The following is a 25,386-nucleotide window of genomic DNA, read 5'->3' on the forward strand; positions in this document are numbered from 1 at the left end:
TCCTCACTTCCCCGGGACCAGTTCGGCACGCGGCGCCGAGAGCACCTTGGCGAGGTAGTCGCCGAGGAAGTTGGCGATCAGGATGGTGACCGTTATGGCGAGGCCGGGAGCGGCCGAGATCCACCAGGCCTGGTCGAGGTACTCGGTGCCCGCGCCGAGATCGGCTCCCCACTCCGGGGTGGGCGGCGCGACGCCGAAGCCCAGGAAGTTGAGTGCGGCTGTCAGCAGCATGGTCCAGCCGATCGCGCTCGACACCATCACGACGACCTCGGTCAGCACGACCGGGAGCACGTTCCTGGTCATCACCCGGAACGGGGACGCGCCGACGACGATCGACGCGGCGATGTACTCCTCGGCCCTCGCCCGCTGGGTGGAGCCGTAGACCACGCGGGCGAACACGGGCACGAACGAGACGCCGACCGCGAGCACGGTGCTCGCGACACCGGCTCCCCCGATGGTGATGATCACGAGGGCCAGGAGCAGCCCGGGGAAGGCGAGCAGCACATCCATGACCCGCATCGAGATCCCGCCGCGCACGCCGCCGACGTAGCCGGCGAACAGCCCGATCGGGACTCCGACGATCGCCGCCAGCGCGGTGCTGAGTCCCGCCATCATGAGGGTCTCCCTGCCGCCCCACAGCACCCGGGAGAGCACGTCGCGGCCGAGGTGGTCGATCCCGAACGGGTGCTCGATGCTGGGGGCGCTGCGCGCGAGTCCCACCGCGACCGTCGGCGGGTCGGGGGCGATCACGGGCGCCAGAACCACGGCGAGCACCAGCAGCACGGCGGCGGTGCACACGACCGCTCCTCCGACATCCACCCGGCGACGGCGGTGCTTGCCCGCTCGAGGGCTCGGCTTCTCGATCACGTGCTCGACTGCGGAGGTCATGCGGCCCAGGCCTTCCGTACGCGCGGGTCGAGCAGCCCGTGCCCGACGTCGACCAGGATGTTGATCACGATGTAGCTCAGGGCGATGAACAGGACGATTCCCTGGATGCTCGGGATGTCCTTCAGCTGGATCTGCGACACCAGGTAGTTGCCGATCCCCGGCCTGCCGAAGATCACCTCGGTCGCGACCGCCCCGGCCAGCAGGTTGCCGATCTGCAGGCCGATGATCGTGGTCACCGACGAGATCGCGTTCCGCATGGCGTGCCGGGTGAGCACCTGCCAGTTCGAGAGCCCTTTGCTGCGCGCGACGAGGATGTACGGCTGCTGGTAGACGTCGATCAGGGCGCTCCGCAGGATGCGCGTGATGATCGCCGCGAAGCCCAGACCGAGCGAGAGCGCCGGCAGGATGAGCGAGGTCGGGCCGCCGACCCCGAGCGCCGGCAGCCAGCGCAGGTTGACGGCGAACACCAGGATGAGCAGCTGGGCCAGCCAGAAGTAGGGAACCGCCAGTCCGAGGACCGAGAAGCCGGTCGCGATCTTGTCTGCGATCGAGCCGGGCCAGAACCCGCCGACGACGCCGGTGGGCACGCCCACGATCAGGGCGACGCCGAGGGCGGCCGCCGCGAGGTCGAGCGTCGACGGGAGCCTGCTGCCGATCTGCGCGGCGACCGTTCCGTGCGAGACGTACGAGTAGCCGAGGTCGCCGTGCAGGAGGCCGCCGACGTACATCGCGAACTGGGTGATCCACGGCTGGTCGAGTCCCATCTGGTGACGCACCTCCGCGACGCGCTCCGGTGACGCGTTCGTCCCCATCAGGACGATCTGCGCCGGGTCGCCCGGGATGAGGCGCAGGATCAGGAAGACCAGCACCACCACCCCGAGCAGCACCGGGATCGCGACCAGCAGCCGCCGGCTGAGGAATCGGATCACTTGCCGACCCCGGCGTAGTAGGCGTCTCCGTCGGGGGTGGAGGCCAGGCCGGTGACGCCGTTGCTGACGTAGATCGCCTTGAGGTCGTAGACCGGGATGAACGCGACCTGCTTGTTGATGGCGGTGAAGACGTCGGCGAAGGCGGCGGCGCGGGCCTTCGGGTCGGCGGTGGCGTCGGCGGCGGCGATCTGCTTGTCGAGCTGGGGGTCGCAGTAGTGCGCCCAGTTGAAGCCGCTCGCGACCTGTGCGCAGGTGAACACCGATTTGATCATGTTCGGGTCCAGCGACCAGAAGAACCAGCTCGCGGTATTGGAGGCTCCCTGGTTGTAGGTCTGTCCGACGGTCGGGAACGCCTGGTCGCTGAGCGTGGCCGTGATGCCGACAGCAGCCAGCTGGGATTGCACGAGCGTGGACATGTCGTCGAAGCCGAAGTTGGCGATGTTGATCATGTTCACCGTGAGCGGCGTCCCGTTCTTCTCGCGCTTGCCGTTCACCAGCTTCCAGCCGGCCTTGTCGAGCAGGGCGCCCGCCTTCTTGACGTCGTAGCTGAAGTCGTCGCCCGCCGAGACGTAGCCCGGCGTGGCTTTGGTCACGACGCTGGTGGCGAGGTCGAACTCGCCGGCGAACAGGGTCGAGATGATCGACTTGCGGTCGATGGCGTGGGCGATCGCCTGGCGCACCAGCGGGTCGTTCGTCGGCGCCTTGTCGACGTTGATCAGCCAACCGTAGGGCATCCCGGCCGCGGCGACCGTCGTGATGCTCTTGCCCGCCTTCTTGGCGTCGGCGACGTCCTGCGGGTTGAGCCCGTCGGCGATCTGCACCTCGCCCGTCTTCAGGGCGTTGTTCTGCGACGTGGGGCTGGTGAGGATGCGGAAGGTGAGAGTCGAGAGCTTCGCGGCCCCCGAGCCGAAGCGCTTCGGACCCCAGGCGTAGTCGGGGTTGCGCTTGAGCTTGACCTCGGAGCCGTTGGTGAAGCTCACGAACGAGAACGGCCCGGTGCCCACCGGGTGCTGACCGAATTCGGAGCCGTACTTCTTCAGCGCGGTGGGGGAGGCGATGCCGAACTGCTCGCTGGCGACCAGCGTGTTGAACGCGGGGTAGGGGCTTGAGAAGACGACCTTGACCGTGTGCGGGTCGATGACGTCGGTCTCCTTGTACGGACCGAGCGACGTGACGGCGCTGGCCGACTTCGTCGCCGGGTCGGCGATGTGGTCGAAGGTGGCTTTGACGGCGTCGGCCGTGAACGGGGTGCCGTCCTGGAACGTCACTCCGTCGCGGAGCTTGAACGTGTACTCGGTGGAGTCGCTGTTCACCGAGTAGGAGGTGGCCAGTCCCGGCTCGTAGTCGGTGGAGCCGGAGAAGCGCCAGATCAGCGGGTCGAAGATCTGCGCATCCACCTTGATGGAGCCCACCAGGCCGCTCTGGCCCGGGTCGAGGCTGTCGGGGTTCTGGCTCAGGGCGACGACGAGGTCGGACGGTGCGCTCGCGCCGGCGCTGCCGCCGGGGGTTCCCGTCGCGCCCTCGGCACAGCCGGCGAGGAGGGAGCCGGCCGCGGCGAGGGCGACGACGGAGGTGAGGACGCGCAGTGCTCTGCGGGGGGAGGGCTGGGATGTCATGACGCTCCTTGGGGGTGGGGGTGCATGAGGGATGCGGGGTTGAAGTGAAAGCTAGTTCGCCCTCGTTTCAAACGGCAAGCAATTTCGTGTTTCGCTTATCGAACGTTTTGTTTCAAGGGCATTACGGGCGGCGGATGGCCAGCTCATCCAGTGAGATGCGATACACCCGCGAGGCGGTGCCACAGAACAGCTCGAACTGCTCCGACGCCGGCAGGTGGCTGGTGGCGCGCCGGTAGTGGTCGAACGCCTCGGCGTACGAGATGCCGCGGATGCCGCCCACCGGGAAGTCGCTGGCGATCATGCAGCGCCCGGCGCCGAAGCTGTCCACCACGTGACGGATGAGCGGGGCGGCGTGCTCGAACGTCGGCTCGGGCAGGTAACCGTGCACCGACGACACCTTCATCACGATGTTGGGCGCGGTGGCCAGCAGCACGACATCCGTCCGCCAGTCGGCGAGGCCGTGTTCGCTCTGGTCGATCGGGCTGGCGATGTGATTGACCACGATGGTCAGGTCAGGGAACGCTGCCGCCAGCTCGACGACCTCGGCGGCCTGCCACGGGTAGATCAGCAGATCGAGCCGCAGGCCCAGCTCCGCCAGCAGGGGGAGCGACTGCCGCCAGGCGGGACGCCGGCTGATCTCCGGCTCCGGCATCATCGTCTTGTCGGGGTCCGGATTCCAGGCGATCGTCTGGCGGATGGAGACGACGCGCTCGAACGACGCCTGCTCCCGGATCAACCGCTCCGTCTCCGGCGTCTCGAACGGCACCGCGGCGACGTAGCGGATGGCGAGGTTGTCGGACTTGTCGAGCGTCTCCAGCCAGCGGGTCTCGTTCACGGGACTGTCAGCGGCATCCCACAACGCCTCGATGTGCACCGACGCGACGATGTTCTGTCCGGCGATGTCGGCGCGGTAGTCGTCGAGCACATAGTCGTGCTTCAACGAGTCGAACAGGCCTTTGGGGCCGAAGCTGCCGCCGGGCAGCAGCCACGGGTAGTGATCTCCGGCGAGGTCCCAGAGGTGGAAGTGGGCGTCGATGACGGGGCCGTCGTACGGTTCGTCGCGTGCGGGCTCAGTGTCGTGATGAGGATGCATGGCGCAAGTATTTACGACAGCACGTTCTCAACTGGAAGTTGTTACACGGCAGTAACATGACATCTGAAAACCTCGACGTATGACCATCGCATCCTTGTCCGCCGCTTCGCCCCACTGGGGCATCTGGTCGAACCTCGCGAACCCGCACGTCGTCGGCGCGCTCGCCTCCTCCGGCGCCCCGTGGATCGGCATCGATGAGCAGCATGGTTTCGCGCCTCTGGACCTCGCTGCCACCGTGGCGGCCGGCGCCGCCCACGGTGCGGAGGTGCTGGTGCGGGTCGCGTGGAACCGCCCCGAGCTGATCGGGCGCGCGCTCGACTGCGGGGCCGCCGGTGTGATCGTGCCGATGGTGCAGAATGCCGCGGAGGCGGCGGAGGCGGCGCGTGCCACCCACTACCCGCCGCGCGGCGCGCGCAGCTTCGGCCCGGCACGGCGCGTCTTCGGCATCGATGCCGGCTACGGAGTGCCGCCGGCCGAGTCGGAGCCGCTCTGCCTGGTGATGGTCGAATCGGCGGAGGCGTTGGCCGACGTCGACGGCATCGCGGCGGCCGCCGGCGTCGACGGGATCTTCGTGGGCCCCTTCGACCTGGCGCTCGCGCTGGGTGTCGGCATCGACGAGCTGCTCGCCGACCGCTCGGCGTCCGGACCGCTCGGCCGGATCGTCGGTGCGTGCGAACGAGCCGGTGTCGTCGCCGCCGGCTACGCGGGCAGCCCGGCACGCGCGCACCTCCTCGCCGGCCACGGGCTGACCGCGATCGCTGCCACCACCGACGACGGCATCTTGCGCGAGGGTTTTCGGAAGCTGGAGGGGGTGCCGACGGGGCCCGGGATGTGATCATCGCGGTAGCCGACTCCGGGAGCACCGCACGCCGCAGGGCCGGAGCCGTCGCCCGCCGGTGAGGTGCCGCGCAACTCCAGCGCGGCGAGCGGTCGCGCGTCCAACCCGATCAGCAGCCGGGGATGTTCTCTCGTGGGTAGGTCGCTGCCCGGCGGCCCCAGACGGTCACGTCTCGCCCTGGTCGCGCATTCTCAGGCTAGGTGGGCGCACTTGGCGCCTCAGGAACGACTGCCCGCGCACAGCTGCAGGAAGCGTGCGATCGCGTGCGCTGTCGCCTCGATCTCGCGAGGGTCGACGCTCTCGTTCGGCGCGTGAATCAGCGCCATGGGCTCTTCCACGCCGATCATGGCCAGCTCGGCCTCTGGGTACGTCTCGGCGAGCACGTTGCAAAGCGGGATCGAACCGCCCTGACCGAGGGTGGTCATAGGGGTGCCAAACGCTTCGAGCATCGACGCCTGCAATGCTGTGAACGCCGGGCCGCTGGTCGCCGCCGCGAATGGCGGTCCGATCGCCTCCGTCTCGATCGAGACGTGGACCCCCCAGGGCGCCGCCGCGCGCAGGTGTTCGAGGAGCGCGGAGTGCGCTTCCTCTGCATCCGTCCCAGGCGGCACCCGCAGATTGAGCCGTGCCGCGGCGCGGGGCACTATTGCGGCGGTCGACCCGGTCACCGGCGGGCAGTCGATCCCCAGGACCGTGAGAGCCGGACGGGCCCACAGCATGTCGGAGACGCTCCCGCTGCCGAGAAGCCGGACGCCGTCGAGGACGCCCGCATCGCTCCGGAACTGGTCGGGCGGGTAGATCTCGCCCGTCCAGGTCTGCGACCGGTCGAGGCCCGCGACAGTCGTGTCCCCCTCGCTGTTCCGCAGGGAGGCGAGCGTGGCGATCAGTGCCGCGAGCGCGTCGGGTGCGGCGCCGCCGAACATCCCGGAGTGGACCTCCGACGCCAGCGCTTCGACCGTCACGACAACGTTCACCATGCCGCGCAGCGTGATCGTCGCGGCCGGGCGCCCGACAGCGGCATTGCCGGTGTCGCACACGAGGATCGCATCCGCCCGCAACAGCTCCGGGTTCGCCGCGACGAACTGCTCGAGGCCGCCGGTGCCCTGCTCCTCTGATCCCTCGACCACCACTTTCACGGTGACCGGCACATCGTCTCCTAGTGCGCGCAGGGCGAGGAGGTGCGTCAGGATGTTGCCCTTGCAGTCTGCGGCCCCCCGCCCGTACCAGCGCCCGTCGACCTCCGTGAGCTCGAACGGCGGGGTCCTCCACGCCGAATCGTCGAGCGGGGGCTGGACGTCGTAGTGCGCGTACAAGAGGACGGTAGGCGCGCCACTGTCGCGGGACGGTCGGGATCCGACGACAGCATCGCTGCCGTCGGGCGTCCGTTCCAGGTGGGCGTCCGCGAACCCGACGTCCTGGAATCTGTCGCGCACCCAGCGGGCCGCCCTCTCGCACTCCTCGGGCGGGAACTGACGCGCATCCGCGACCGACGGGATGGCGACAAGTTCGGCGAGCTCCGCCTGCGCGGCCCCCATCTGCTCGTGGATGCGGGAGCGCAGCGCGTCGCTCATCACGACCCTTCCGCGGTGGTGAGCCCGTCGAGGAACTTCTGGAAGTCGGGCACTTCGTCCGGGCAGTAGACCTTCATGGTGAGAATGGTTCCGGTGAGGACCTCCCGTTCGCCGATGATGGGGCGCATCCCCACGCCTCCGGTGTCGGTCGTGAGATGGTCGAGCACGAGAGCACGCGACAGCGCGTCGTTCGGACGGGCGCAGACCTGCCCCCCTTCGGTGCCGAGCACCCCGACCAGCTGTTGGGTGGAGGGAGCAGGTAGGCCGGCCTTGTGCAGGGAGCTCACCAGCTGCTCGGCCTTGTCCTGCGCCTCGAGCGACTGGCGCCCCGCCCGGAACGTCAGCAGGGCGACCAGTGCAAGGACGACCAGGACGACGATGGCGACGATATACAAAGCTGTCCGGCTGCGCCGAGTGCTGTGTTCGAGGTTGGTGCTCATGATTCGTTCACCTCCGTCTCGACCGGTGGCAGCTTCCACGAGGGCTTGCGCAGTCGGTAGAAGAGGAACGGCACCAGCAGCCCCAGTCCCAGGGCGCCTCCGGCCACAATGAGGATGTAGACCCCGGCGTTGCCGTCCGAGAACTGCGACGGCGGGATGAAGCCGACGAGCAGAGCCGCGAGCGACGCGAGGAAGCCGACGACGCAGAGCGTCACCAGGATCGGCGCCCGGAAGCCGCGTGGGTGGTCGGCGTGAGTTCGGCGCAGCCGCACAGCCGCGATGAACATCAGCAGGTACATGATCAGATACACCTGGGTGGTGATGACCGAGAAGATCCAGTACGCGCTCGACACGCTCGGGATGAGGGCGTAGCCGAGGGCGATCACTGTGGTGACGAGCCCCTGGGTGACGAGCAGGTTCTGCTGGATGCCGTTCTTGTTGAGCTTCTGCAGGAACGGCGGAAGGTAGCCCTCTTGGCGGGAGATCAGCAGGAGGCCCTTCGACGGTCCAGCCAGCCAGGTGAGCATCCCGCCGAGCGAGGCCGCCACCAGCATCACCCCGATGATCGGCGTGAGCCACTGGACGCTGAACTGGGCGAAGATCGCGTCGAACGCCTGCATCACGCCGGCGGTCAGCGAGAGCTGGTCAGCTGGGACGATCCAGCTGATCGCGAGCGCGGGCAGGATGAAGATCAGCAGCACCAGGCCCATCGCCAGGAACATCGCCCGCGGGAACTCGGTGGCGGGCTTGCGCAGCGACGACACGTGCACCGCGTTCATCTCCATGCCGCTGTACGACAGGAAGTTGTTGACGATGAGGACGAGGCTGGCGATTCCCGCCCATTGCGGCAGCAGGTTGTCGGCGGTCATCGGCGCCGCGGAGGGGTTGCCCTGGCCCAGGAACACCGCACCCAGGAACACCAGCAGAGCTCCCGGGATGAGAGTGCCGATGATGAGTCCGCCGCTGGCGAGCCCGGCAACACCCTTGGTCCCCCTGCTCGAGATGAACACTCCCGACCAGTAGCAGACCATGATCACGAGAGCCGTCCAGACGCCATTACTCGCGAGGTCCGGGTTGATCACGTAGGCGAGCGTGCTGGCGACGAAACCGAGCAGGCTCGGGTAGTAGAAGATCGTCATGGCGAACTGGCACCAGACGGCGAGGAAGCCCATCGGCTTGGAGATCCCCGTCGAGACCCAGTTGTAGACGCCGCCCTTCCAGCCCGACGCCAGTTCGGCGGAGACCAGGGACGTCGGCAGCAGGAAGAGCACCGCCGGCACCAGGTACAGGAACACCGACGCCAACCCGTAGACCGCCATCGTCGGTGCTGGGCGGAGGCTGGCGACAGAGCTCGTCGTCATCAAGGCGAGGGCGACCCATGTGATCCAGACGCGCGACTGCGTCTTGGAGAGCGATTCGGCGAACGGCTTGTCCGCCGCAGCGTCGGCGGCGCTCATAGCGACCGCCTCATGCTGGTCCCCCCGGGGCACGAACATCTGAGCATGTCCACCACTCCCTCTCACTCGGCGATGATTCACTGTGGCCGCATGATGCACCTGCGATCCGCCCGCTGGCTACACACCTTTTTCAGATGAACCGCAGCCCCCAGCGTGTGGGCGCGACACGGTAGATCTGGCGGTACACGGCCGTCCCCGTGACTACTCCCAGAGCGATCGCGACAATGGACCCGAGGATGCTGAACACGCTCACCGAGTCGAGCGTCAGACCCAGCACCCGCTGCGTGAAACCGATCAAGCCGGCCGCCCCCGGAACCAGGAGCCAGAAGGCGGGAAGGAAGCAGACCACCGCCGGAGGCGCCCCCGGAAGCGTCTGCAGAAGGTAGGCCACCACCGTCAGCACGAACGCGCCGACGAAGCCGCTGAACACCGCAGGCACGATCTGTGCCGAGAGGACCTGTGCGGCGTAGGCCGTGAGCAGCGTGATCGCCAGGTACACGATCGAGCGGCTGGGACCGCAGTAGTAGAGGAAGAACCCCGCTGCGAGCAGCAGCACCCCCACCCATGGCTCGAACGCCCCGAATCCGGGCGAGGGCGAGAACAACGCGAGCGACGCCGACAGGCCGGAGACCGACAGCGCGGCGACGATTCCAAACGCCAGCAGCGCGATCTGCGTGAAGCCGTAGACCAGACGGCTCGAGCCGGAGACCATGTCGCCCGAGGCGAGCTCCTGGATGCCCGTCGTCAGAGCGGCGCCGGGCAGGAGGGTGACCAGTGCGGGGATGAGCACCTGGAGCGGTATCGAGATGAGTTCCGCCTCCGCGGCAACGAAGACGGCCAGTGCCGCGACGAACGAGGCGAACACCGGAAGCAGGGTCGCGCCGAAGGATCCGGGACGCACGGCGAGCTTCGCCACGCCGACCAGTGTTCCGAGGATCAGCGCGGCCACCATGCTGGTCAGCTGCGCCCCGAGAAGCACCAGCGCGACGCCCGCGGCCGCGACGCCGTGCCCGACGACCCGGACGAGAGCCGGGAACCGGGGCGGCCGGGCGAGTGCCTCATCCACCGCGGCGAGTCCCTCGGCTGCGGTCAGCTCTCCCTGCTGCGCGGCCAGCACGATGCGGTAGAACTCCGTCGCGCGATCGAAACGCACCTCGCCTCCAAGCGAGGTGACCGCCTGGACGCCCCGGTTCTCGACCTCCGGCATCTCGACGATCAGCACCGTCGGGAGCACGATGATGGCGGTGCCGGGGTGCCCGAGCGCGACCGCGACCAGGCGCAGGGTCCGCTGGATGTCGGTGGTGGCGATGCCGACCGACAGCAGCGCGCCGCCGAGCCGGAGGAGGAAGGTCTGGGAGACGGACGGGTCCGGGTCTGCCGGAGGCGGTACCGTCTCGCCGCCCTGCCAGCGCCGGACGACTTTGTGCCACATCCCGGGCAGATCCACCGCATCTCCTCCGCTATCCCGGGTTGCCGACCCGCTGCCGACGAGAGGCCGCCTTCCAGCTGATGTCGATGATCACGGCGAGCGCCACGATCGCCACAAGCGCCAACGCCGTCGCCGGTTCGGCGACGAGGGTGGTGGTGCAGAAGATGATGAACGTGCCGAGGGTGGCGACGAGCCCGATGATGATGAGGACGAGGTTCGCTCCCGTCTCCCGTCGGACTCTGAGGTGCGCGATGCTCACGGAGGAGAAGACGAGCAGCGCGACGGCGCTGCCGATCGAGGCGATCGCATTCAGGTTGAAGAACGCGACCAGGATGATGGCGAGGACGGCCATGACGATCAGACCCGCCGCGAACCGGCCGAACGACCGGCCGAAGAAGGGCGGGAACTGGCCGACCGAGGCCAGGTGCTGCGTCATCCCGATCGAGGGGTAGAGGCCGGCGTTCACTGCTCCCGTCGTCGAGAACAGCGCCGTGATCACCATCAACACATAACCGGCCTGCCCGAGGGTCGGCTTCGCCGCTTCCGCGAGCGCCGTGGTCCCGTACTTCACCACGTCGTCGGCGGTCAGTGTTCCGAACACGCCGAGCGAGACGGCGACGTACACCGTGGTGGCGATCAGCAGAGCGAAGTAGATCGCTTTGGGCAGCTGCTTCGCGGGATTCGGCAGATCCTTCGCCGTGAAGGTGATGACGCCGAAGCCGAGGAAGGCGAAGAAGGTCAGGGCGACGCTCGAGATGATGTCGCGCCAGCCCGGATACGTCGACGGGTCGAGGAGCGAGGGGTTCCAGTTCGCGATCGTGACGATCGCGAAGATCACCAGGATGATGAGCACCACGGTGACGATCACGGATTGCACCCGGGCCACGGCGCGGGACCCGATGGCGTTCAGCCCCGACATGACGACGATCAGCAGCACCGCCAGCGCCTTCGCCCAGAAGGGATCACCGTGGGCGACGACGGAACTGGCGTACCCGCCGAACGACGACGCGATCATCGCGACCACGATCGAGCCGGCGGTGAAGAACAGCCAGGCTCCGATCCCGGCGAGATGGCCTTCGCCGAAGCCCTTGGACAAGAAGGTCAGGATGCCGCCCCCCGAGGGGTAGCGGGATCCGAGTTTCGCGAACGAGTACCCCTGCAGGCCGGCGATGATCCCGGCGATGAGGAACGACAGCCAGACGGCGGCGCCGGCGACCGCCCCGGCCGCGCCGAGGAGCGCGAAGATTCCGGCGCCGACCATCGAGCCGACGCCGATATAGGTCGCCTGTAGGACGGTCATCCGGCGCGGAGTGGCTTCGGCACTCATCGTGCGTTCGTCTTCCGCCGGGCGACGCCTCCCGGCATTCCATCCGCTGACATGAGAGCCGCCTTTCACCGCCGCGGGATGTGCGTAGTCGGATGATGCATCCCCGTGGCGCCGCTCGGGAAGACAGCCGCTCGGTGCCGTATATCGCGGCGGCGCCCGGGGAAGCTACCGTGTGGCTGCCACCGCGATCGACGCTGAGAGCGCGACGCGGCAGACGACGATGGGAGAAGCGGCCGATGAAGGAGCGCACGCGGCACGTCAGCCGCCCGACCGAGTGGACGCGCATTGTCGCGGGTACCGCGATCGTCGCCGTCGCGACTTTCGCGCTCTCGGCGTGCTCCGGGGACGTCAGCGCCGTCGACCGGGCGCAGGCGCAGGTCACCGCGAAGGAGAAGGCGGTGAAGGAGGCGCAGTCCTCGGCCGCGGCCGCGGCCGAGAAGTTCTGCACGTCCAGCAAGACGTACATCCAGGCCCTCGACCGGTACGGCGACATCCTCACCCAGACCGCCCCGACTGTCGGCGACGTCACGGAGGCAGGAAAGGACCTCGGAAAGCCGAGGTCAGCGGCCTTCGACGGGGCGGAAACGGCGGTGGAGGCCCACCAGGAGCTCGCGAAGGCTGAGAAGGAGCTCGCTGAGGCCCAGGCTGCGCTCGAGCAGGCCAAAGCCGGTCCATCGGGTACTCCGACTGCTGCCCCGACCCCGCAGGGGACGGCGACACCCCTTGTGCCGAGCGCCACGGTCGACCGCGTCAAGCAAGCTGACTCGGAGTTCTCGTCCGCCCAGGCGGCGATCACCGACCAGACAACCCTCGCTGCCGCCTCGCAACAGTTCAACAGCGCGGCGGTCGCACTCGAGTTCGCCTGGTTGCAGCTGTTCGCACAGGCCGGCTGCGTCCCCGATGAGAAAGCCGCACAGGCCGAGGCGGCTGTGAGTGCTTATGTGACCGAGCTCCAGCAGAGTCTTGCCGCAGCCGGCTACTACAAGGGGCCGGTCGACGGTGTCTACGGGCCCCAGACGGTCGCAGCCGTCGAGCAGCTGCAGTCGGCAAGCGGTCTGCCGGTGACCGGCACGGTCGACAAGGCGACCGCCGCGGCCCTGGACGCCAGACTCCTCGCCCTCGGCGGGGCCGCAGCTCAGACGAGTACGGCCTCGACGGCGGCCCTCCAGCAGACACTCAAGCTCGCCGGCTTCTGGAGCGGTCCCGTCGACGGAGTGTGGACGCCGGAGCTGACGGAAGCCTTGCAGAAGTGCCAAGTACAGCTCGCCGTCGAGCCAACGGGGACCGTCGACGCCGCCACCATCAGCGCCTTGGAGAAGGCGCTCGCCCAGTCCAAGCAGCCGCAGCCCATGCCCAGTGCTACGCCGACGCCCGCGACGTGAACAGTCCCCCGACGACGTGTGGCGACCGCGTCGGCAGCAGTGACGTGTGCGGTTGCCGCTCTATGTAACCCGTTTGGGGGGTGGTCGCGTCCGTTGTCCTCGTCGGAACATGTTCGGCACAGCAGGCAAGGAGGGTTGCCATGCCAGAAGACGAGTTCATTCGACCGCCTCATTCACCACGGCCTCGAGAGCACGTTGGAATGGTGCGATGGCGCCGGTCCCGCGACGGCAGCTGGCAGGCCGAAACGGCTCGCGGTCAATTCGTGGCCTGTGATGGTCGCGTCTGGCGGGTTCGCTTGTAGTGGGCGCCCTTCCAGTAGTTCGGGGCGCTCGCAGCAGGGGCCGCCTCACTCCGCCGAGAGACGCGACCGACCAGGGAGGCGAACAGCGCAGAGCCGAGGGTCCCAACGGCCAAGAAGCCGAATTTGCTCAAGACGTGACACGTGGTGTCACGTCTCGCGCTAAGTGGGCTTTCTCAAGCTAGTTGGGCGCGGTGGTGGTGGGATCGTCACTCGTGGTGAGGCCGAGCGACTTCAGGGTCCAACGTTCAGTCACTGATTTGAGGCTGGCTCGGACCTCATCGGCGGTGCACTGCTCGTTCGCCACAGCCTGCACAGCTTCGAACAAATCGCGTGTGTCGATAATCGCGCCGTCGACCGCGGTCAGACCTGCTAGGTCGGTGCTGTTGGGCACGGCAAGAGGCCGGGTGGACGGGTCAAGTCCCCTCCAGACGTTCACGATATGCCACACGCGGCTTGGGAAGCGGCCGTTGTCCCGGGCGAAAGTCGCGACGGGGCGACCGACTATCTGACTCACGTCATTCGAATTGGCGCCCTTCGAGTAACCCTTCACCTCGACAAGGGCGACCCAGTGCTCATCACCGGAAGGGTCGTAGACGCGTAAATCCTCGAGCTTCGCTCCAGTAATGGAGTCGTGGTGCTCGTCCATATCCTCTACGCGGAATCCGATGCTCTGCAGCGCGTCGACTACAGCAGCCACAAGTTCGTCGCCGTCGGCCGTCAGCAGTCGGCCGACAGCTCCACGGCTCTCCTCCACCGCTCGGTCGAGCTGATCTTCCAACTGCTGCCGCAAGTGACGGTGGCGTCGGCAACGGCAATTGCGCGGCTTCGGCGTACGGCTTCACCGACATCGGATCGCTGGGCTGGTACAACCGTGTGTCGTCCTACAAGAGCTACGCGGGGTGCAAGACAGCGGTGTTCTCGAGCACGAACTACGGCGGCTCCAGCACTGGCTATGCGTCGTCGCTTGCGAACCTCGGTCTGATGAACGACCTCGCGAAGTCTTGGCGAGTCTCGGGCTGATATAGCCCGAGACGTTCATACAAGGCGCGTAAGCATGCGCCCCGCCGAGCGCGATGGGGTCGGCCGCTATCTCAAAGCGTCCGGCCCTATCCGCCATTTGCAAGATTGCTACGGTCGCCGACGCCTGTGCGCCGTGAACCCACTAGACGGCGTCCTTCCCGCCATCGTCGGCGCCCTGCTTCAGGAGGCCGACGACCTCGCGACGATCCTCTCCGCACTCCGCGCTTCCCGGGCGCCGACAGCTTCTGTTATGACGCCCATGCCCAAGTAGAACGAGAAAGGCCCACTTTGCTCAAGAAGTGACACGTGGTGTCACGTCTCGCGCTAGTTGGGCATTCTCAAGCTATGTGGGCGTCCTCAGTCGTTTCCATAATCCGGTTCATAGGCACCACTGAGAAATCGATCGGCGAGGCTCTCCACTTCTCTCTCCACGAACTGCTGGCTTAGACCGCTGGCAACGCATTCTGCGGTAGTTGTGAGATCGAGGCCGCAGACGGGACACTCGCAACCGGTGAGCACGTACACCACCTCCTGGACAATGCTGTCGCCGTCGAGTGTCTCACCGGTTACTCGAACCTTCGTCGCTGAGATGGATGCGTCTGATCCGCAAGCCGGACAAGTCTCCGATCTACCAAACACCATGCCGTTCAGACGACGGGATTCTCGCTCCTCCGCAGTAAGGCGGTCGTAGAATGCCTTCGCTTGAGCGATCCGACCACTTATCTCGCGGGCGAGTTTCTTGTCTTCGGCGTCTACAAGCGCCCTGCCTTCCTGAACAACGTCATGCCCCAGAAGGTCCGACAGTTCGAAGTCAAGATGAGCTGCGACCACCTCGCCCACACGAATGAGTTTGGGAAGCCACGTTTGACGGGTGGCATTTTCGAGCGCCATCGAACCTGTGTGAAGTTCCTCGTTGCGCAGCGCGACCAGGAATGCCGCGTCGTCTCTTCTCTCTGTTGTGAAATCCTGGACGATAGCGGGCAGTCTTAGTAGGACGGTCTTCATCTGAATGGACTGGATACTTGACCCTGACGGAACCGAAATTCCGTTGGCCTGGAGGATCGCATGGCCGTCAGGGGCCGCCAGGAGCGATGGGTGAATATACGCGAGCGGGAGGCGGAGGAGAAACTCCAGCCCAAGCAGACTCCAGATGGCGTCTTCCCAGTCATCAGCCCCGAGATGACGACGGGCTCGCTGGAAGTACTCAAGGGCCTTTGCGTAAAGGCTGTCATAGTCCCACATTTGCGCCCCCGATGTAGCTGCGCCGCAGTACGCGCGTCCCTGGGCCCGTGGCGGGCCTTCGGTGCAGGACGGCGTGATTATCGATCACTGCGACGTTGCCTTTGGCCCATCGAATCGCCTCAGTTGGTTCGGCAGCCTCGACTGCCAGGACGGTTTCATTCTTAGACGCAGCACCGATACGTGGGTCCCATCTGAGCAGCTGTCCATCAGGTGAGGGTGTGGCGCAGGCATACATCAGTCGTCTCCCTGACCGATCCGAGATTTTGAGTATCGTGCCTCGTAGGAGGGCAAGCAGCTCGACAGAGGGTCGCAGCAACTCGGTAGGCGTCTCGTCTTCCGCTTCTATGCACTCGAGGACCAGATAACGGGGCGGCCGCCGAGAGACCGCACCGTCGGTGTGCCACGGGAAGACCGACTTCCCGTAGACACCGGAAAGACTCCACTTGTCGGCATCGTCGGCTGCTTTCGGCACCAGGTCTTCGACTCCCCAAGGGCGCCCCAAAGAGTGAAGTACTTCAGAAGCTGCTGCGGCAGAAGTAAAAACGACCCAGCCGTGTTTGACCAGGTGTTCATGAGATAGGGCCGATTCGTGCACCACAGCCGAAGCGTAGCGCTCAACGTCGATGACACGTCGCTGATTGCTCGCGGCTTGTCAGACCATCGTGCGACTATGAGGCGTGACTCACATCGCGGTGTCGGCGGGGAAAACTCTGCTTGAGGGCCTGCCCGACTCCTTCACCAGACGGCCAGCCGTGCAAAGACGTCATCGTCGTAGTCGGGACGACACCGTTGTGGCTGCCGTTCGTCATCCTCGCAGTGATCGCCGTGGTGGTGGTCGTTGTCCTGGCCGTAGTGCGCCCGCGCCGCCGTGGCGAAACGGAACGCCGATGAACGGTGGTGGAGGGAAGTTAGCGGTCGCGGACATCCTGTGGCTGGTCGGAGGCCGGCTGCTGGTCATCGGCGACGCTGTGCCATTGCGCATCTTCGGCGCGGTGGTCTTCGCTGAAGGACTCGGGTTTGGAATGTGGGCCGGCTTGGGAGGCAGGCGTCGCGGGTGGTGCGCGAGCGGCAGAGCACCCTCGCGAGTACAGTCCGACCCGTGACCAGTGCGCCGTCGAAGAAGCCGTGGTGGGTGCGAGCCCGCGGGCAGCACAGTCGCGGTTTCACGCTGGCCTGGGCGCTGTTCCTCACGGTCTCAGCCGGTGGTGGACTCGTCACTGCGCTGCGTAACGGCCACTGGTGGCTTACCGCCATCAGTGTGGTCGGGGTGATCCTGGCGCTCTGGATGTGGGCGGTGGCGATCTGGGAGCAACGGCATAGGTCCGAGCGTGAGGAGGCAGAGTGACCGGTGCGCCGTCGAAGAAGCCGTGGTTCGTTCTCACCACCAACCGTGGCGGGTCGTGGTTCTTCGCCGTCTTCTACACGGTCTTCGCTGGCTTCGAACTCTACGAGGGAGTGGCCCAGGGCCTCTGGTGGCAGTGGCTTCTCGCCGTGGGTTTCGTGCTCTTGAGCGCGCTCGGGTGGACGTCGCTGGTCTGGGTGCTTAGGCATCCGACGTCGGCGCCCGACCGACCGCCGCCAGCTCGAGCCGAGGACCGCGACGATGGCTGACCGGTAACGGCCGTGGTGGCTGGCGTGGACGAGGCCACAGATGGCGTGGTTCTACGCGGTCGGGTTCAGTGCCTATACGGTGCTCTTCACGGTGCTGTGGCTGCCGGGGAAGAACTGGTTCGTCGCCTGCGTGTACGTCGTCGGGATCGTCGGTGCCGCCTATTCGTGGTGGGCGGTCTGGTACCTCGCGAACCGGTGGACCGGCGATGACCGGGCACGATGACTGGCCGCCGCCGCTCACCCGCGCCGGCCTCATCCGCAGACTCACCATCCGGTGGCTCGTCCTGGCGCTGCTCATCACCATGTGTGCGCTTTCTGTCGGCCCGATAACGCGCGGGACCTTCGAGGGGCGGGACTGGTTCGCGTTCGGTGGACTCGCCGTACTCATGCTGGTCAACGTCGGATTGACCGTCTGGATCACCCGCCAGCTGCTCCGCCGCTACCGCCGGCAGCGGGAACACACTCGGGCAGACAACGATGGCGAATAGCAGCGAACCGCAACCGGCATGGATCCGCCCGACCATGTGGGCGTCCGCTGGTGCCATCGTCGTTGGGTTGATCGGGCTCGCTGTGAGTGCGGCGTTGCACGCGGGATTCTGGCTTGCGCTTCTGCCGGTCGGGGTCATGCTTGCGGGTTTCGTCCTGCTCGGCGTCAGTGGCCGTGCGAACCTCCGCACGGGCGGTCGCCGAGCTGGCGCCCGACCCGACGGCAAACCGTCCGCTGTGAACAGGTGGATTCCCTACGTGGTCTCCGCCGGGTTCCTGATCAGCGGCCTCGTTCTTCTCATCATCGCGATCGTCGGTGCCTCGGCACGCGGCGTGCTCACTGCACTGTTCGTCATCGTTCTTGGCGTCGGCGGGTACTTCCTCCTCCGCAAGGTGTCCGACAACAGGCGGCAATGACGGTGCCGACTGATCCTCACCGGCGAGCGACATTGCGGATAAGAGCGGGACGGTTCCCGTCGAGCGCTTCGCCTCGGCGGCGAGGCCGATCTGAATCTGCATCCGGCGTCACTCGCGCTCGCGGTCGGCTGCGGAACCGGACGACCCTGCTTCCGCCTGCCGCCGGAGCTCGTCGCGGAGCGTGGCGCGGCCTTCGCGGATCATGCGGAAACCCTGGCTTGTGAATACGCCGCCGAACACGAACGCTGCCGTCACGAGTGTGTGCCAACCGGTGAGACCCGGTATGAGCTTCATGATGTCGGCCACGAGACCGAACGCCAGTGCGGCCGCCGACACCAGGACCACCAGCACGCCGTTCCGCTGCTCCCGGCGGCCCTCCCGCAGCTCCGGCGTCTCCCGCACATCAGTGACTGCGGATGCATTGAAAGCGTGCCGTCCCGCGCGGCGGTCACTCACCGATGTCACCGCGTCGCGTCAGCGGCCGTTCCATCTCCGGGTGCAGCCGGTAGAAGACGTAACCGGCCCATCCGCTTACGGCGAGGAGTGCAGCTATTCCCGCCGGGAAGAGCCACAGCGCCCCGATCCTCGGCGTGTGGGTGAGGTAGAGGTTCAGGGCAGTGAGAAGAGTCCACAGTATGGCGGTCCGCAGCGACCTCGACCGGCGCAACGACCGTACCCACCACGGGCGTTTCCGAGCAATGCTCACCCGGCGAACATACTCTCCAGTCCCGCGCTCCGGGAGACGCTTACATGCGCCGCCTGCGCCGCTCCGCCAACGACTCGACCACGAACCCGAATACGGCGCCCGCGACGAACGACGCCCACAACGCCCAGACCACCGCCGAACCAGACACGACAGCCCACCGCAGAAGCAGACCCTGCACGGCGAGGAACGCGAGCACGAAGCCGAACAGCAGCAGGCCACGCCGGGTCCGGCGACGACCTTCCGGGGTGGACGGGTCAACGGTCATGGTCTCGCTCCGCGGTTCCGGAGCGCCGCCGGAGGAGGCGGGCGCCGTATCCGCCGACGGTACATCCGGGCCTACCTGCCCTACAACCGGCTCGCCGACGGCACCGTCCACGACTGGTGACCCCCGCTTTCGGCAGCCCACGATAGAAGGTCTCAGGGTCGCTGTTCCCAGAACCGATTGGGCTCGCCGGGGGTGTGCAGGGGAAGGCTGGCGCCGCCCATGCCCAAGTAGAACGAGAAAAGCCCAGATAGCTCAAGAAGTGACACGTGGAGCGAGTGACGGGAATCGAACCCGCGCTATCAGCTTGGGAAGCTGAGGTTCTACCATTGAACTACACTCGCGCGACCCGGAATCCCAGTAAAACACTGGGAAGTAAGGCTGCGGCCCAGACTACCCGGTCAATGGTTTTTGGCCAAACCCACCGTCCACTAACCGCTTTGAGACTGAAGACCTGAATCGGCCGATTGGCGATCCTTCTCTGGTTGGTCGCCCTCGGCGTCGTCGCAATTTTCGTCGCGTTCTCCATGCCTTGGGCATGCCTTGGGCGCCAAGGTTCGACAAGCGCGTCGGCGACCAGCGCGTTGCTGAGGGGAATCTCGCTCGGTCATCCCGACTTGGCTCGGCGCATCCATCTGCGTGGGCGCAATTGTCGTCGGGTTCATTACGGTCACCCGGTCAGCGGTCGTGACCGAACCCGGCGCCCGAGAGTTCGCCGTCGATCGCGACGTCATCCACGTCGGGCGCCCGAGCGCAGCGTCGTGGTCGCCGCGCTCACCGCAGCGCGCTGGACCGGAGGCGCCGTGACTCCGCCGCCGGCGCCCACCCGTCCGACCAGGGCCGGATGAGGCCGAGCAGCGTTGCACGTTCGATGGCGCCGCTGCGCGTTGAGACCTCGAGCTTGCGGTAGAGGTGCGCCATGTGGCTCTTGATCGTGTTGACCGAGACGAAGTAGCGTTCCGCGAGCTGCGTGTTCGTGAAACCGGTCGGGAGGAGGACGAGGAGTTCGCGCTCGCGGTCGGTGAGCGGCTCCGCCAGGCCGGCGCCACCCGCGGCCTGCGCGACCACCGACGCGCAGCGGATCACCTGCGTCGCGACGGACGGCAGCGAAGGGAGCCCGAGCCCCAGGATGCGGGTCGTGATGTCCGGGCCGGCATCGAGGAAGACCGAGACCAGACCGTATTCGTCGGCTATGCGCAGCGCCTGGACGAGCAGGTCGTCCGTGCGTGGGGTGCGCCCGCGCGCGGCCGAGAGCGAGGTGGCGAGCAGCAGGCTCCGGATGCGGTGCAGCGGCTCCCCAGAGTCGCGCAGGTTCGAGTGCAGGCGGTGCGCTTCCTTCGCCTCCGCCGATCGTCCGAGGGCGACGCACGCCAGGCCACGCTCGAAGAGGACCGCGCTCGACGCCGACGACCGGTCCGCGAGCACCGCGAGAGCGGCGCCCGGGTCGCCGGTCAGCCTCGACCTCCGGGCCCGCCACGCGACGACCGCCTCCGCGACGGTCGGCGGAGGGGAGCCAGAGGGCACAGGAGCGGTGTGCTCGGCATCCGTCACGCTGCCGAGGTCGCGCCCGATCGCGTACGCGATCCACGCGGTCTGCGAGCGGTCATCGATCGGGGTCCGGAGGACGGCCGCCCGCAGCTCGCGCTCCGCGACGTTCGGGTCGCCGCGGGAGGCGGCGACGAGCGCGTCGGCCAGGTGTGCGTCTGCCGTCGCCGGGTGGGAGAGGGCGCCGGTGACCTGGGCGCCGGCGAGCGCCCGCCCGGCAAGCTCGGAGGCCCGGGCCGTCTCGCCGACCCAGGCTTCGACGAGCGCCAGGGCGCCGAGCGCGCGAACGCGCGACAGGGAGTCGCGAGCGCCCTCGCGGGCAAGTCCGCGATGCAGTCGGTCGCGGGCCTCGGCGATGTTCCCGGCGAGGAAGTGCGCCCGGCCGCCGGAGACCAGCGCCACCCACGCCAGGCGCTCGGCATCCGTCAGGTGCCCGGCATCCGTCCGGTGCCCGGCACCCGTCCGGGGCGCGGACTCGCCCGCCGGCTCGGTCGCCGGCGCCGGGATCGTACGGCTGACGCCCATGAGATCACCCCCTCCGCGGGATGCTCAGTGTCGCACCTCCCGGCGCCCCTCGGCGAGACAGTTGCTCACCCGAATCGGGTGACGACCGTGCCGAGGGCGGCGGGTTAGTTTCCGAGGAGCGAGGACTCGCAGAACCGCTGCCTGTCGACGCCGAGGCGAAGGAGGGTCAGCGTGACCGATGAGACGACAGAGAATGCTGCACCGGTGGACTTCATCATCATCGAGTTCCCGGAGGGCCAGCAGAACTTCTCGGGGGAGGTCCTCGACGAGCTCGCGAACCTGGTGGAGGCCGGGACGATACGGCTCGTCGACGCGATGATCCTCATCAAGGACGCGGACGGGTCCGTGGACGGGGTGGAGCTGTCCGAGGTCGACGACGTCGGCCCGCTGCGGGAGCTGACGGCCGACCTCGCCGACTTCCTCGCCGAACAGGATGTCGCCGACCTCGCGGCCGCCATGGAGCCCGGGAGCGTCGCAGGCGTGATCGTGTACGAGAACGTCTGGGCGGCCCCGTTCGCAGCAGCGGCACGGCGCGCCGGTGGGCGACTCATCGCCGACGGCCGCATCCACAGCCAGTCCATCGCGGACGCTCTCGAAGCCGAAGCGGAGTGGGAAGAGAACGAAGAACTCGAACGTGAAGGAGAAGTGTGACATGCGAGCAGCACGAGTAGGACGATTGGGGGTCGTCGGTCACCCCGTCGCCAAAGCCGCAGTGGTGACGAAGGCCGTCGCGAGCCCCGGCCCCGCCCCGGTCGCGAAGACCGCCGTCGTCGCGGCCGCTGTGACGCCCGGCCGCCGCCGTCGGATCTGAGCGCGGAGGACGTCGTGAATCCCGATCGCCACGCCCGTACCATGCTGCCGATCCCGGATCGGCCGTTGCCGGGTCTGACGACGTATGACGCGAAGGACGCGGAGACGTCGTTTCCGCCGATCGAGCCATTGCGGCCGCCCGCAGGGGCGCCGAATGTGTTGGTGGTTCTGGTGGATGATGCGGGGTTCGGGTCTTCGAGTGTGTTCGGGGGGCCGTGTAATACGCCGAATGCGGAGCGGCTCGCGGCGGGCGGGTTGATGTTCAACCGGTTCCATACGACGGCGTTGTGTGCTCCGACGCGGGCTGCGTTGCTCAGTGGCCGGAATCATCATTCCGTGGGGATGGGCAGTATCACCGAGACGGCGACGTCGGCGCCGGGGAACAGTTCGTTGCGGCCGAATACGAAGGCGCCGTTGGCGATGACGTTGAAGTTGAACGGGTATTCGACGGCGCAGTTCGGGAAGTGTCATGAGGTGCCGGTGTGGCAGTCCTCGCCGATGGGCCCGTTCGACGCGTGGCCGTCGGTGGGGGGTGGGTTCGAGACGTTCTACGGGTTCATCGGTGGGGAGAACAATCAGTGGGATCCGTCGTTGTATGACGGGACGACGCCGGTGGAGCCGCCGGCGACCCCGGAGCAGGGGTATCACCTGACGGAGGACCTGGCCGATCATGCGGTGACCTGGATCCGGACGCAGAAGGCGTTGATGCCGGATAAGCCGTTCTTCGTCTACTTCGCCCCCGGCGCGACCCATGCCCCGCATCATGTGCCCACGGAGTGGGCGGATAAGTACGCGGGGGTGTTCGCGGACGGATGGGATGTGCAGCGGGAGAGGACTTTCGAGCGGCAGAAGGAGCTGGGGGTTATCCCGGCCGATGCGCAGCTGACCCCGCGGCACGCGGAGATCCCGGCGTGGGAGGACATGCCGGAGGAGCTGAAGCCGGTGCTGGAGCGGGAGATGGAGGTTTACGCCGGGTTCATGGAGCACACCGACCATCACGTCGGCCGCATCATCGACACCATCCAGGAGCTCGGCATCTTGGATGACACGATCATCTACTACATCATCGGCGATAACGGCGCGTCGGCTGAGGGCACCCTGAACGGGGCGTTCAACGAGATGGCGAACTTCAACGGGATGGCGGCGCTGGAGACCCCCGAGTTCCTCACCTCCAAGATCGGCGAGCTGGGTAGCCCCAGCTCCTACAACCACTACGCGGTCGGCTGGGCGTGGGCGATGGATGCGCCCTTCCAGTGGACCAAGCAGGTCGCCTCCCACTGGGGCGGCACCCGCAACGGCACCATCATCCACTGGCCCAACGGCATCACCGACAAAGGCGGGCTGCGCTCGCAGTTCACCCACGTCATCGACGTCGCCCCGACCATCCTGGAAGCCGCCGGTCTTCCCGAACCCACCATGGTCAACGGGGTGCAGCAGTCCCCGATCGAGGGAACCAGCATGCTGTACTCGTTCAACGAGCCGACCGCGCCGGAACGCCACACCCTGCAGTACTTCGAAATGTTCGGCAACCGCGGCATCTACCACAACGGCTGGAGCGCGGTCACCAAACACCGCACCCCCTGGGTCATGGTCGGCGGGGCCCTGCCCGCGTTCGACGACGACGTCTGGGAACTCTACGACGGCAGCAGCGATTACAGCCAAGCCCACGACCTCTCCGCCGAACACCCGCACCGCCTCCACGAACTCCAACGCCTCTGGCTGATCGAAGCCGTCAAATACAACGTCCTCCCCATCGACGACCGCGGCGCCGAACGACTCAACCCCGAGCTGGCGGGCCGGCCCACGCTGATCCGCGGGAACACCCAGCTCCTCTTCCCGGGATGGGGAGGCTGTCGGAGAACAGCGTCCTGAGCATCAAGAACAAGTCGTTCTCCGTCACCGCAGAGCTCGATGTGCCGGACGACGGCGCGGACGGGGTCATCATCGCGCAGGGCGGCCGCTTCGGCGGGTGGAGCCTCTACGTCAAGGACGGACTCGCGACGTTCGTCTACAACGTCCTCGGCATCCACGAGTTCCGGATCGCCGCGTCGAGGCCGCTCGAGCAGGGGCGGCACCAGGTCCGGATGGAGTTCGCCTACGACGGCGGCGGCCTGGCCAGGGGCGGGGGCGTCACGCTGTACTACGACGGTGACGAGGTCGGGACGGGCAGGGTGGCCGCCACCCAGCCCATGGTCTTCTCGGCCGACGAGACCACCGACGTCGGCTACGAATCGGGCACGGCTGTGACCCCCGACTACGAGCCGGCGACCAGCCGATTCACCGGGCGGATCCACTGGGTGCAGCTGGATATCGGCGCCGAGGACTCCGACCACTTCATCGACCCGGAGGAGCGGTTCCGGATCGCCATGGCGCGACAGTGACGGACGCGCGCGCCGCCGGTCATCCCTGACCGCGGGCCGGGCCGGGCGACGGCAGGAACGCCGCGCGGCCGGGCGCGCAGCAGTCATGGACGTCCGACATCGCCTCCGCCGCCGAAAGGTCGATGGTCGGCGTCGCGGTGGAGACCACGGTCCGGAACCCGGCGTTGGCCATCGCGGAGTCGGGGGTGTTCTGCGACCGGGCCGAGTTGCGGTAGCGGTTGCAGTAGGAGTCGTGGCAGAGGAACGAGCCGCCGCGCAGGACGCGTTGCGTACCGCCGTCCGGACCGGTCGGCCCGACGCCGTCGGAGTGCCCGTAGTACTCCGCCGAATACCAGTCCTCGCACCACTCCCAGACGTTGCCGACGGTCTGGTAGAGACCGTACGCGTTGGGGGTGAAGTGGACCGCGGGGGCAGTGGTGAGGAATCCGTCCGCGAGGTCGTTGCTGACGGGGAACACGCCCTGCCAGACGTTGCAGTTCCACTCGCCGTCGCTCAGCAGCTCGTCGCCCCACGGGTAGCGCGCGCCCTCGAGCCCACCGCGGGACGCGTACTCCCACTCGGCTTCGGTCGGGAGCCGGCGCCCGGCCCAGCGGCAGTACGCCTGCGCGTCGTTCCAGCTGACGTGGACGACCGGATGGCCGCCGAGTCCGTCGAGATCCGAGTTGCGGCCGCCGGGGTGACGCCAGTCGGCCCCGGCGACGCCGAGCCACCAGGGGGTCTGCGGCGGCCGGCCGAGCACGTCGGCGTCGTCGCCGGCGAAGGCGAGGTGGAAGACCGCCGAGTAGCCGAACACCTCCGATTCGGTCCTGTGCCCGGTCGCGTCCACGAACGCGGCGAAGTCGTCGTTGGTCACCGAGTGGACGTCGATCGAGAACCCGGCCAGCTCGACGGTGTGGAGCGGCGTCTCGCCGTCCGCGTACCGGCCGTCACCCGTGCCGTCGCCCATCACGAAGCTCCCGGCGGGGATGTCCGCCTGCGGGATGCGGTGCAAGGTGCTCATGGGGACTCCTGCCGACGGGGCCCAGTGTAGGTCGTCCGCCCACGATCTGGCGCGTCCGCGTTCGGCGCGATTCTCGCCCTGGCGGCGGTGGACCCGGCCGGGAACCGCC

Annotated in this window: 24 protein-coding genes, 1 tRNA gene and 2 pseudogenes; 10 read left to right on the plus strand and 17 right to left on the minus strand. The window is 67.5% G+C overall.

The window, feature by feature from the left end; all coding sequences use genetic code 11:
- Positions 1–3 precede the first annotated feature (3 nt).
- The 4 genes from ACR9Y5_RS02050 to ACR9Y5_RS02065 all read right to left on the minus strand — a co-directional run bounded on the left by ACR9Y5_RS02050 (position 4) and on the right by ACR9Y5_RS02065 (position 4,526).
- Positions 4–888, minus strand: a complete 885-nt coding sequence (locus ACR9Y5_RS02050; RefSeq protein ID WP_481296392.1) for an ABC transporter permease — start codon at positions 886–888, stop codon at positions 4–6.
- On the minus strand, positions 885–1,817 hold the full coding sequence (locus ACR9Y5_RS02055; protein ID WP_481296393.1) for an ABC transporter permease: 933 nt from the start codon (positions 1,815–1,817) through the stop codon (positions 885–887). The genes ACR9Y5_RS02050 and ACR9Y5_RS02055 overlap by 4 nt, the downstream gene beginning before the upstream one ends.
- A complete protein-coding gene (locus ACR9Y5_RS02060; RefSeq protein ID WP_481296394.1) occupies positions 1,814–3,433 on the minus strand; it encodes an ABC transporter substrate-binding protein in 1,620 nt (539 codons plus the stop codon). The genes ACR9Y5_RS02055 and ACR9Y5_RS02060 overlap by 4 nt, the downstream gene beginning before the upstream one ends.
- 121 nt (positions 3,434–3,554) lie before the next feature.
- On the minus strand, positions 3,555–4,526 hold the full coding sequence (locus tag ACR9Y5_RS02065; protein WP_481296395.1) for an amidohydrolase family protein: 972 nt from the start codon (positions 4,524–4,526) through the stop codon (positions 3,555–3,557).
- Positions 4,527–4,605: 79 nt separating this feature from the next.
- Here ACR9Y5_RS02065 and ACR9Y5_RS02070 point away from each other — a divergent pair, with 79 nt between their 5' ends.
- Positions 4,606–5,361, plus strand: a complete 756-nt coding sequence (locus ACR9Y5_RS02070) for an HpcH/HpaI aldolase family protein (protein ID WP_481296396.1) — start codon at positions 4,606–4,608, stop codon at positions 5,359–5,361.
- Between the two features lie 221 nt (positions 5,362–5,582).
- On the opposite strand, the gene ACR9Y5_RS02075 is transcribed toward ACR9Y5_RS02070, so the two are convergent.
- The 5 genes from ACR9Y5_RS02075 to ACR9Y5_RS02095 all read right to left on the minus strand — a co-directional run bounded on the left by ACR9Y5_RS02075 (position 5,583) and on the right by ACR9Y5_RS02095 (position 11,588).
- The gene (locus ACR9Y5_RS02075; RefSeq protein WP_481296397.1) at positions 5,583–6,935 is read right to left on the minus strand and encodes a M20/M25/M40 family metallo-hydrolase; all 1,353 of its coding nucleotides are present in this window, start codon (positions 6,933–6,935) and stop codon (positions 5,583–5,585) included.
- Positions 6,935–7,375, minus strand: a complete 441-nt coding sequence (locus tag ACR9Y5_RS02080) for a hypothetical protein (RefSeq protein WP_481296398.1) — start codon at positions 7,373–7,375, stop codon at positions 6,935–6,937. The genes ACR9Y5_RS02075 and ACR9Y5_RS02080 overlap by 1 nt, the downstream gene beginning before the upstream one ends.
- The gene (gadC, locus tag ACR9Y5_RS02085) at positions 7,372–8,832 is read right to left on the minus strand and encodes a glutamate/gamma-aminobutyrate antiporter GadC (RefSeq protein ID WP_481296399.1); all 1,461 of its coding nucleotides are present in this window, start codon (positions 8,830–8,832) and stop codon (positions 7,372–7,374) included. The genes ACR9Y5_RS02080 and gadC overlap by 4 nt, the downstream gene beginning before the upstream one ends.
- Positions 8,833–8,962: 130 nt before the next feature.
- Positions 8,963–10,279, minus strand: coding sequence for a threonine/serine exporter family protein (locus tag ACR9Y5_RS02090; RefSeq protein WP_481296400.1), 1,317 nt, complete (start codon positions 10,277–10,279; stop codon positions 8,963–8,965).
- 13 nt (positions 10,280–10,292) lie between these two features.
- Positions 10,293–11,588 (minus strand): APC family permease, encoded by a 1,296-nt coding sequence (locus ACR9Y5_RS02095; RefSeq protein WP_481296401.1) that lies wholly within the window; start codon positions 11,586–11,588, stop codon positions 10,293–10,295.
- Between the two features lie 236 nt (positions 11,589–11,824).
- Between ACR9Y5_RS02095 and ACR9Y5_RS02100 the strand changes: the two genes are divergently transcribed.
- Positions 11,825–12,970, plus strand: a complete 1,146-nt coding sequence (locus tag ACR9Y5_RS02100) for a peptidoglycan-binding domain-containing protein (RefSeq protein WP_481296402.1) — start codon at positions 11,825–11,827, stop codon at positions 12,968–12,970.
- Positions 12,971–13,450: 480 nt separating this feature from the next.
- Here the strand turns inward: ACR9Y5_RS02100 and ACR9Y5_RS02105 are convergent, their stop codons facing one another.
- The 3 genes from ACR9Y5_RS02105 to ACR9Y5_RS02115 form a co-directional block, all read right to left on the minus strand.
- On the minus strand, positions 13,451–14,050 hold the full coding sequence (locus ACR9Y5_RS02105) for a hypothetical protein (RefSeq protein WP_481296403.1): 600 nt from the start codon (positions 14,048–14,050) through the stop codon (positions 13,451–13,453).
- Between the two features lie 599 nt (positions 14,051–14,649).
- On the minus strand, positions 14,650–15,534 hold the full coding sequence (locus ACR9Y5_RS02110) for a hypothetical protein (protein WP_481296404.1): 885 nt from the start codon (positions 15,532–15,534) through the stop codon (positions 14,650–14,652).
- The gene (locus ACR9Y5_RS02115) at positions 15,521–15,769 is read right to left on the minus strand and encodes a TauD/TfdA family dioxygenase (protein ID WP_481299506.1); all 249 of its coding nucleotides are present in this window, start codon (positions 15,767–15,769) and stop codon (positions 15,521–15,523) included. The genes ACR9Y5_RS02110 and ACR9Y5_RS02115 overlap by 14 nt, the downstream gene beginning before the upstream one ends.
- A gap of 864 nt (positions 15,770–16,633) precedes the next feature.
- Between ACR9Y5_RS02115 and ACR9Y5_RS02120 the strand changes: the two genes are divergently transcribed.
- Genes ACR9Y5_RS02120 through ACR9Y5_RS02140 form a run of 5 tightly spaced genes read left to right on the plus strand, consistent with a single transcriptional unit; the run spans position 16,634 to position 18,048 of the window.
- Positions 16,634–16,879: a hypothetical protein gene (locus ACR9Y5_RS02120; protein ID WP_481296405.1), complete on the plus strand. Its 246-nt coding sequence runs from the start codon at positions 16,634–16,636 to the stop codon at positions 16,877–16,879.
- A complete protein-coding gene (locus tag ACR9Y5_RS02125) occupies positions 16,876–17,145 on the plus strand; it encodes a hypothetical protein (protein ID WP_481296406.1) in 270 nt (89 codons plus the stop codon). Before ACR9Y5_RS02120 ends, ACR9Y5_RS02125 begins: the two co-directional genes overlap by 4 nt.
- Before the next feature lie 40 nt (positions 17,146–17,185).
- On the plus strand, positions 17,186–17,368 hold the full coding sequence (locus ACR9Y5_RS02130) for a hypothetical protein (protein WP_481296407.1): 183 nt from the start codon (positions 17,186–17,188) through the stop codon (positions 17,366–17,368).
- A complete protein-coding gene (locus ACR9Y5_RS02135) occupies positions 17,352–17,633 on the plus strand; it encodes a hypothetical protein (RefSeq protein ID WP_481296408.1) in 282 nt (93 codons plus the stop codon). Before ACR9Y5_RS02130 ends, ACR9Y5_RS02135 begins: the two co-directional genes overlap by 17 nt.
- Positions 17,623–18,048: a hypothetical protein gene (locus ACR9Y5_RS02140; RefSeq protein WP_481296409.1), complete on the plus strand. Its 426-nt coding sequence runs from the start codon at positions 17,623–17,625 to the stop codon at positions 18,046–18,048. Before ACR9Y5_RS02135 ends, ACR9Y5_RS02140 begins: the two co-directional genes overlap by 11 nt.
- A gap of 108 nt (positions 18,049–18,156) precedes the next feature.
- Here ACR9Y5_RS02140 and ACR9Y5_RS02145 read toward each other — a convergent pair whose 3' ends face one another.
- The 4 genes from ACR9Y5_RS02145 to ACR9Y5_RS02160 all read right to left on the minus strand — a co-directional run bounded on the left by ACR9Y5_RS02145 (position 18,157) and on the right by ACR9Y5_RS02160 (position 21,086).
- A complete protein-coding gene (locus tag ACR9Y5_RS02145; protein WP_481296410.1) occupies positions 18,157–18,450 on the minus strand; it encodes a hypothetical protein in 294 nt (97 codons plus the stop codon).
- 344 nt (positions 18,451–18,794) lie between these two features.
- Positions 18,795–19,019, minus strand: a complete 225-nt coding sequence (locus tag ACR9Y5_RS02150) for a hypothetical protein (RefSeq protein WP_481296411.1) — start codon at positions 19,017–19,019, stop codon at positions 18,795–18,797.
- A 267-nt stretch (positions 19,020–19,286) separates the two neighbouring features.
- Positions 19,287–19,360: transfer RNA gene (locus ACR9Y5_RS02155), tRNA-Gly, on the minus strand.
- Positions 19,361–19,790: 430 nt separating this feature from the next.
- The gene (locus ACR9Y5_RS02160; RefSeq protein ID WP_481296412.1) at positions 19,791–21,086 is read right to left on the minus strand and encodes a LuxR C-terminal-related transcriptional regulator; all 1,296 of its coding nucleotides are present in this window, start codon (positions 21,084–21,086) and stop codon (positions 19,791–19,793) included.
- Between the two features lie 171 nt (positions 21,087–21,257).
- On the opposite strand from ACR9Y5_RS02160, the gene ACR9Y5_RS02165 reads away from it, so the two are divergent.
- The 3 genes and pseudogenes from ACR9Y5_RS02165 to ACR9Y5_RS02175 all read left to right on the plus strand — a co-directional run bounded on the left by ACR9Y5_RS02165 (position 21,258) and on the right by ACR9Y5_RS02175 (position 24,277).
- Complete coding sequence (locus tag ACR9Y5_RS02165) at positions 21,258–21,737, plus strand: DUF6325 family protein (protein ID WP_481296413.1); 480 nt, start codon at positions 21,258–21,260, stop codon at positions 21,735–21,737.
- A 1-nt stretch (position 21,738) separates the two neighbouring features.
- On the plus strand, positions 21,739–21,897 hold the full coding sequence (locus ACR9Y5_RS02170; RefSeq protein WP_481296414.1) for a hypothetical protein: 159 nt from the start codon (positions 21,739–21,741) through the stop codon (positions 21,895–21,897).
- A gap of 14 nt (positions 21,898–21,911) precedes the next feature.
- Positions 21,912–24,277, plus strand: a pseudogene (locus ACR9Y5_RS02175) (arylsulfatase).
- Between the two features lie 145 nt (positions 24,278–24,422).
- Here ACR9Y5_RS02175 and ACR9Y5_RS02180 read toward each other — a convergent pair.
- Positions 24,423–25,277 (minus strand): annotated as a pseudogene (locus ACR9Y5_RS02180) (formylglycine-generating enzyme family protein); the annotation flags it as partial.
- Positions 25,278–25,386: the final 109 nt, after the last annotated feature.

The organism is Leifsonia sp. KNZ13-11D (assembly GCF_056754895.1).